9 protein-coding genes and 1 pseudogene are annotated in these 6,994 nt (G+C 42.1%); 1 reads left to right on the forward strand and 9 read right to left on the reverse strand.

Translation table 11 applies throughout. The features are described from left to right. Window positions 1-228: 228 nt before the first annotated feature. Together hpsU and F6K37_RS28410 are read right to left on the reverse strand one after the other, a co-directional pair. On the reverse strand, window positions 229-837 hold the full coding sequence (gene hpsU / locus F6K37_RS28405; RefSeq protein ID WP_009149883.1) for a hormogonium polysaccharide biosynthesis acetyltransferase HpsU: 609 nt from the start codon (window positions 835-837) through the stop codon (window positions 229-231). Then, window positions 827-1,027 carry a hypothetical protein gene (locus F6K37_RS28410; RefSeq protein ID WP_044494532.1) on the reverse strand — a complete coding sequence of 67 codons (201 nt, stop codon included), beginning with the start codon at window positions 1,025-1,027 and terminating at the stop codon, window positions 827-829. The genes hpsU and F6K37_RS28410 overlap by 11 nt, the downstream gene beginning before the upstream one ends. On the opposite strand from F6K37_RS28410, the gene F6K37_RS28415 reads away from it, so the two are divergent. Further along, window positions 1,005-1,187, forward strand: a complete 183-nt coding sequence (locus F6K37_RS28415) for a hypothetical protein (RefSeq protein WP_154659901.1) — start codon at window positions 1,005-1,007, stop codon at window positions 1,185-1,187. The two genes, F6K37_RS28410 and F6K37_RS28415, sit on opposite strands and share 23 nt — an antisense overlap. Here the strand turns inward: F6K37_RS28415 and F6K37_RS28420 are convergent. From F6K37_RS28420 to F6K37_RS44845, 7 genes and pseudogenes are all read right to left on the reverse strand, one after another. Further along, window positions 1,172-1,798 carry a YdcF family protein gene (locus F6K37_RS28420; protein ID WP_009149877.1) on the reverse strand — a complete coding sequence of 209 codons (627 nt, stop codon included), beginning with the start codon at window positions 1,796-1,798 and terminating at the stop codon, window positions 1,172-1,174. The two genes, F6K37_RS28415 and F6K37_RS28420, sit on opposite strands and share 16 nt — an antisense overlap. A gap of 3 nt (window positions 1,799-1,801) precedes the next feature. Further along, window positions 1,802-2,017 (reverse strand): hypothetical protein, encoded by a 216-nt coding sequence (locus F6K37_RS28425; RefSeq protein ID WP_287253781.1) that lies wholly within the window; start codon window positions 2,015-2,017, stop codon window positions 1,802-1,804. A gap of 16 nt (window positions 2,018-2,033) precedes the next feature. Beyond that, window positions 2,034-2,804 carry a glycosyltransferase family 2 protein gene (locus F6K37_RS28430; RefSeq protein WP_287253782.1) on the reverse strand — a complete coding sequence of 257 codons (771 nt, stop codon included), beginning with the start codon at window positions 2,802-2,804 and terminating at the stop codon, window positions 2,034-2,036. Window positions 2,805-2,938: 134 nt separating this feature from the next. Beyond that, a pseudogene (locus F6K37_RS28435) lies at window positions 2,939-3,516 on the reverse strand (class I SAM-dependent methyltransferase). A 227-nt stretch (window positions 3,517-3,743) separates the two neighbouring features. Further along, window positions 3,744-4,916, reverse strand: a complete 1,173-nt coding sequence (locus tag F6K37_RS28440; RefSeq protein ID WP_009149870.1) for a glycosyltransferase — start codon at window positions 4,914-4,916, stop codon at window positions 3,744-3,746. Between the two features lie 446 nt (window positions 4,917-5,362). Further along, window positions 5,363-6,493 (reverse strand): glycosyltransferase family 4 protein, encoded by a 1,131-nt coding sequence (locus F6K37_RS28445; protein WP_009149868.1) that lies wholly within the window; start codon window positions 6,491-6,493, stop codon window positions 5,363-5,365. A gap of 56 nt (window positions 6,494-6,549) precedes the next feature. Continuing rightward, the gene (locus tag F6K37_RS44845; protein ID WP_353838598.1) at window positions 6,550-6,813 is read right to left on the reverse strand and encodes an acyltransferase family protein; all 264 of its coding nucleotides are present in this window, start codon (window positions 6,811-6,813) and stop codon (window positions 6,550-6,552) included. Between the last annotated feature and the right edge of the window lie 181 nt (window positions 6,814-6,994).

Here is a 6,994-nt window from a genome sequence, read left to right on the forward strand (position 1 = left end):
CATCGCTGTCAGCTGATCCAAGGTGTCTGCTTGAGTAAAGATAGATTCTCCTAAAACCCTGGCGGTATAACCCTCTTCTGGATCTTCCTCAACCAAAAACACAACCTGGCTCATGTTAATCACATCATTATTTTCTATAGTCATTATGCCATGGGGAGATGAGGAGTCAGATTAGCCTTCCCGACTCCCGACTCCCGACTCCCGACTCCCGACTCCCAATTCTAAATTCTAAATTCTACATTCTACATTCCCTACCTCCCGTCGATACCGAGCACGTGCTGGAGTCCCCCAGCATACTTGCTGCTCTGGGATATTACTAAACACACTGCTGCGAGCACCAATGACGGCATTCGCTCCAATTTGGACACCGGGAGCAACGAAGCAATCGGTGGCAATCCAGGCTCCGTTACCAACATTTATCTCAGATGTGATTAAACCAAAGGCTGGGTCTTTGATATCGTGACTACCGGTACAGAGGTAACATTTTTGCGAAATAATGCAGTGACTACCAATGCGAATCCGATCGACACTGTAGAAAACCACATCATCCCCAATCCAACTGTAGTCACCAATTTCTACTTTCCACGGGTAAGTAAAACGAGCAGTGGGTCGAATGACGACATTAGTACCAATCTTGGCTCCAAATAATTGGAGCAGCCATCGGCGGAAGCCATTGAAGTTATGAAGACTTAAGGGAAATGCGATCGCTTGCACCAACCACCAGATTAAGATTAACCAGCTGGGACGCCCTCGGTCAAATCGAGATGAGTCGTATTTGCGTAAATCAACTAAGGGGGCTAAATCTAAAGCTGGTAGTTTACTTAAGTCAGTAGTCATCTATTGATTTGGTTGAAGGTTGAAGGTTGGGTGGTTGAAGGTTGGGTGGTTGAAGGTTGGGTGGTTGAAGGTTGAAGGTTGGGTGGTTTAAGGTTGAAGGTTGTTCGCCTTTGGGGTTCGGTGAAGGGTAGCTTGTTCGCCTTTGGCGTTCCCGTAGGGTAGGTTGAATGTTGAAGGTTTTAAGCGTCAACCGGCCAACCTGCACCCGACTCCCGATTCCCGACTCCCGATTCCCGATTCCCGACTCCCGATTCCCGATTCCCGATTCCCGATTCCCGATTCCCGATTCCCGACTCCCGATTCCCGATTCCCGATTCCCTATTCCCCCCAAGTATCATGCTCTCAAATAATAATGAAGACTCGCTCCAGTATGACCAGTGATAATCCAAACCACTGAGCGCCCTACATCCCGTGCCACTCGCAGCCAGGATTCCTCAGGCCGCTGGGAAGGAATGGCCACAGGGGTGAAGGCAATACCGTGACTGCCGAAAACAAAGAAGGCGATCGCAATCGACCGACGCATGTGAAAGTCTGAGGTGATTAGATAGACATGGTGGATGTCATGGGTTTGGAAATCTTGAACTAGGGAGGTAAAGTTGGTGACCGTATCGATAGCACGCCGATCAATATGTACTTGCTGATCAGGAATACCTGCTTCCCGAAAGACCTTTTGGGCTTGTGGGGTGGGCTGTCCAGAAGAGACCCAAATATCAAGGTTAGGATGTTGCTGAGCAAACTCAGCTGTAAATTTTTCCCGTGTAATATCTCCACCGAGGGTCAGAATCACCTCAGGAGTGGGGGATTGGAGATGGGCGAGCCCTAAGCGAATGGGAATAAAACTAAGAGCAATCAATAGGATGGTAACGGTAAATACCACCCGCATTTTCCGTAGGGTTTTGCGAGGGTAGCCAAAACCAGGTTTATTGGTGAAACGTCCGCGTGACGATAAGTTTCGTTTCATGGGTCAATACAAGGATTTTCCCGTAGGGTTAGTTGTAGGGAGTAGGGAGTAGGGAGTAGGGAGCAGCACAGTCTTAGGGATCCAGTCCCGTCTTGAGGGTTCCCCCCATCTCCCCACACTTCCCACACTCCCGATTCCCGATTCCCGATTCCCGATTCCCGACTCCCGACTCCCGATTCCCGATTCCCGATTCCCGATTCCCGATTCCCTATTTGACAATTCTTAAAGTTTATATTTACTGCTTCTGTAATTTTTCAAATTCAATCAACCGAATCGATAACAGAGTTTCCGCCAGCATCCGTTGAAATGCATAATACCAACCATGCCAACCATCGAAAATTCCGCCCTTAAGAATCAGACAGTAAAATAGGATAATAAAGGGAGCAATAATTTTTTGTTTGCGAATTCTGTCACCTATACTAATTTCATTATCTGGGGTCTGGGTTAGTTTTTTGACTTCAATTATCATGTATCGGTCTTGGGCCCACAACCAACGAGTTAAGGGTTTGCGGTCATCGTGATGGATATAGGCAGAGAGTATTGCTGATTTGCCATTAACTTGCAAAAGCTGGGTGTGACCATCATCAATATATGTTGATTTGTCTTTGCGAAATAAAACTTGACGAGGGGGAAGTATCGTTCCTCTAAGGGGTTTGCCAAAAACACAATATTTGAATTTGGCAAAATAGCCATTTATTTCTGTATCCGTTTGTAAAGCTTTGATTTCAGCTATTAACTCATTGGTGACACTGTAATCAGCATCTAATGACAGTACCCATTCAGAGGTTACTTGTTCTAAACCGTAATTCCATTGTGTTGCGTGGGTGTCAAATTTTCGCTGAAATACTTGAACTTGAGGATATAATTTAAGAATTTCTAATGTTTCATCTGTGCTGTAACTATCAATTACAACAATTGTCTTTGCCCAGGTAAGCTGTTGAAGGGTACGTTGGATATTGGGCGCTTCGTTGTAGGTGAGAATGAGTGGGGTAGTTTTTTCTAGCATTTTATATACAGCAGTTCTCAGTTGGTTGAGGTACAAATTATTGGGTTTTAGGGAGCAGGGAGCAGGGAGCAGGTAAGAGATAAGAGGTAAAAAATACTGTGTACCTGATAGCTATGAAAAATGCTGTAACTTAATTAAGTTGATTCTAGCTGACTTAATCTGCTAGAACACAACATTGATTTCCAGAGATAGGGATATCTACCTGCAAATTTAAAATTGATATCTGTATAGTTTTCTGATTCGAGTAAAGTGGTTAAGGTTTTTACATAAAAGAATTTTATATGTCCGCAATCCCATAGAGCGGTGAAGTGTTTATCCATTTTTCCTGTGACGGCGAGCATGAGATTTTTGAGATAGCCATGATAAGGCGTGGTAATAATTAAACGTCCGTGTGGTTTGAGGACTTTTTTTGCTGCTCGCACCAATTCTTTGGGATAAAATAAATGTTCAATTACTTCCAAGGAAATAACAATATCAAACTTATCTGATAATTCTGCATAAGGGAGATTGTAGATACTTCCTTGAATAAATTGGCAATCAGTGAAATTATCGCTAGCTAATTTAATTCCTGATTCTGATTCTTCTACACCAACTACTTCATAGCCTTGTTGTGCAATAAAATTAGTGAGACTTCCGTTACCACAACCAATGTCTAAAATACGAGTTTTTTGTTGATTATGTGGGGGGGGACGGTTTCATTTATCATCTCCATCAGAGATTTTATTAAATAAGCATGATGATGTAAATGGTTACTATTTTTATAAAAATATTCTTATTTTTTTGTTTTTAATTTCATTGGATCAATCACTAATTATTGTAGTTATTTGAAATTAGATATAGCAATTATATATCCCATAAGGTACAAATTGATCCCCCTAAATCCCCCTTAATAAGGGGGACTTTGAGGTTGAGAAGCGTACCTCATAACTGCGAGAAACGCTATATAGGTTGATTATGGATGATAGCTGTATAAACTTGAATCAATTTTTTGGCTATGGAGTCCCAGGTGTATTGTTCAAAGATGAGTTGACGAGCGCGAGTTCCCATTTCTTTGGCTTGTTGGGGAAATTGCAAACACTGGGTTAAAGCATTGGCAATAGCCTCAGCATCAATATCAACTACATGGGCAACGTTTGCAGCAGCAGCTTCTGGAAAATTACAGCCTGTGGTAATAACACAAGGTAAACCTGAAGCCATACCTTCCAGCACAGACATACTAAACCCTTCAGAATAGGAAGGGGCAACATAAATACTAGCAGCAGCAAGGGCAGCATATTTGAGAGAGCCTGTTAGCATCCCTGTAAAGGTAACAGCATCCAGACAACCTGCATTGGCAAAGTAGTCTTTAGCTGTAGGTAGAAAGCCAATGTTATCAGGACCAGCAAGAATTAGGTGAGTGTCGGAAAATTTAGAGTGTATTTTACCAAAGGCTGTTGCTAGCAAGTCTAATCCTTTTTTGGGGTCGATACGTCCTAAGAAAATAATCAGAGTTTTGTTACGAGTAGCTGGAAACTGTTGATAAAAAAGTTCAGGATTAGGGAGTTGTTCAAAGTCTTGACGGTGGATGCCGTTAGGGGCAATAGTAATAGGAGTTTTGAGGTTGAGGGGTTTAATTTGTTCCGCTTCCGTAGAGGCTAGCATTTGCAGTGCGCTAGCGTTTTGGAGAGCAGGCTTTTCTAACAGAGTGTAGTAGATGCGCTTTTTTAAGGCTTTATAGGAAAGTGCCCAAGGGTCAAGCATCCCGTGTGGTATAATAACATAAGGGATATTATACCATTGACAAGCCCAGTAAGCAGCCAGGTTAGGAACTGAAAAAATCGCATTAGTTTGTACTAAGTCATAATCGCCGATGTGTTGGAATAGCCACTTACTCAGAGAAAAACTAAATTTGTAGTCTCCAATCCCTTTGTAAGGAAAAAACTGTAGGCGATAATTAGTTTTAGCCAACCAGGTTTTTACAGGGGCTTCTATAACCTCAGAACCATTAGCATTAGTGGCTACTAGGTCAACAGTAATGCCTAAGTTACCCAATGCTTGAGCTAGTTCCACTACGCATTTAGATGTACCCCCATAAACAGCCCCTAAAGCAGGAATAACAATCAGAAGTTTCATCAGTAATTATAGCGGTTTTAAATTAAATGAGGTACAAATTTTTGAGGTGCGACCCGTGGCGAATTTAATTCGCCAACGGAAAGCGCACCTAAGGTTTTAGGGAGCAGGGAGCAGGGAGTATGGAGCAGGGAGTAGGGAGCAGGGAAAAGAAATATGTCCTAAGCTTTGCTTCGACTGCTATACCTCATTAGGCGAGAAACCGCTTTAGTGATGTAAGCATTCAGCCTTCAGCTGTCAGCCGTAGCGCATTAGTTGATAGCTGATAGCTGGTAAGCATTCAGCCGTCAGCTGTCAGCCGTCAGCTATTCGCGTTCGCGCAGCGTGGCCATAGGCCAAGGCCAAGACTCACGCTGCTTGAGGTGCTTATTTTATTCAAAAGCACCTAAAGTAGCGCATTAGCTGATAGCTGATAGCTGATAGCTGATAGCTGATAGCTGAATGCTTACTTAGTGATTAGCTAAGGCGTATTCAACAGCTTTTATCAAACCTTGAGCAAAATAGTCCGGAGAGAATTTATGGATGTGTTCCAGGGCGGCTTGACTCATCGTTTCTAGGTCAATTTCCCCTGAACTTACCTTAACCATTAACTTAGTTAGCTGTTCCCTATCATAGGGATTAAAACCAAATCCATTGATCCCTTCAACTACTAAGTCTTCAAAACAGCCACAGCGATTAGACACTAGCACTGGCAAGCCAGCAGCCATAGCTTCGTTGACAACTAATCCCCATTGTTCGTGAGTACTAGCATGGATAAAGCAGCCAGCGTGAGCAAAATAAGGCAGAAGTTCTTGTTGTTGTAAAAAACCAGTTAGATGAATAAACTTAGTCAACCCTAAGTCTTTAATCTGTTGCTCAATTTGAGAGCGCATTGAACCATCCCCACACAGGACTAACTCCCAAGCCCTGTCTTTGGCTAGTTGGCGATAGGTAGCGTAGGCTGAAATTACAAAAGGAAGATTTTTCTTAGGGATAAAGCGATTGATAGCCAGGAAGTAGGGCTTGTTTAAAGGAGGTGCCAGAGATTTAATTTTGTCGGGATGGAAAGCATCATTACCTACGACATCATAGCCGCAAAAAATGGCTTCCTTAGGTAGTCCTAATTTGATCAAGTAACGTTTTTGTGGTTGCCCGCCCACTAAAGCCGATTTATACCGGTTAAGTAGCCAGCGCTTTATAGTTTCACGCCACCAGGCTCTAGTAAAATCTGTTTCTGTAGTCTCAGAAAGCAAAATTGGTAGTTTACTGTGCCATAAACTCCATACTAAAGTGGCAATCATGGCTGATTCAAAATAGCCAGCAATCACCACCACATCAGGCTGAACCTTCCTTAGGGTAGAGTAAAGTTTTGGGAGTAATTGATGAAACTTTACCTGCTCTCGCTGTCGATCGCTGACAACAGAAATAAGCGGAAATGGAAGATTTTGTAAATTAGCTTTCCAGGCATAGTCAGCTTCGGCTCTTGCCAATTCTATACCAACTACATTCCAGCCTATTTTATGACAATGCTCGTGTAAAGCACTGACACGGGAAATATGGTAGGGGCCATAGTTAGTAAACAATACTGCGATTTTGAGCACTTGAGTTAAGCTAAATTAGTTATGGATTAAAGCATAATTGGCTGTTACTTTTTGTCTTAGGTACCAAGCCATTCTTGTAGATTTAATTTTCTCAGTATGAAAATCGTCTGCATGGTGAGCATTAGGGATAGCAAAAATACGCCTAGATCTAGAACTATAGTTCCTGAGATGTTAAAGAAATTTGCTATATCCTGAAGACCCTCAACAAACAGAATATGGATCAGATAAATTCCATAAGAGTATTTACCAAAAGCAGCAATTTTATCTAGAACTATAAACTGATCATTTTTAAAAGTAATAGCAAATATTAACAGACATATTCCTGCTAAATTTTACCATAAAAAGTTACGAACTTGGAGTAACATTAATATAGTTAAAACAATCGCTATAACTATACATTACAGGGGCAAAACTTTAAAATCCTTTTTTTATCTTAGATTAAATAAATTATCCACAACGGCAACTGTAATACCCCATAGTGCTGCTGGTAGTGCCTGATAG

Origin of the sequence: Moorena sp. SIO4E2 (genome assembly GCF_010671945.1) — a bacterium.
Classification (GTDB): Bacteria; Cyanobacteriota; Cyanobacteriia; order Cyanobacteriales; family Coleofasciculaceae; genus Moorena; species Moorena producens.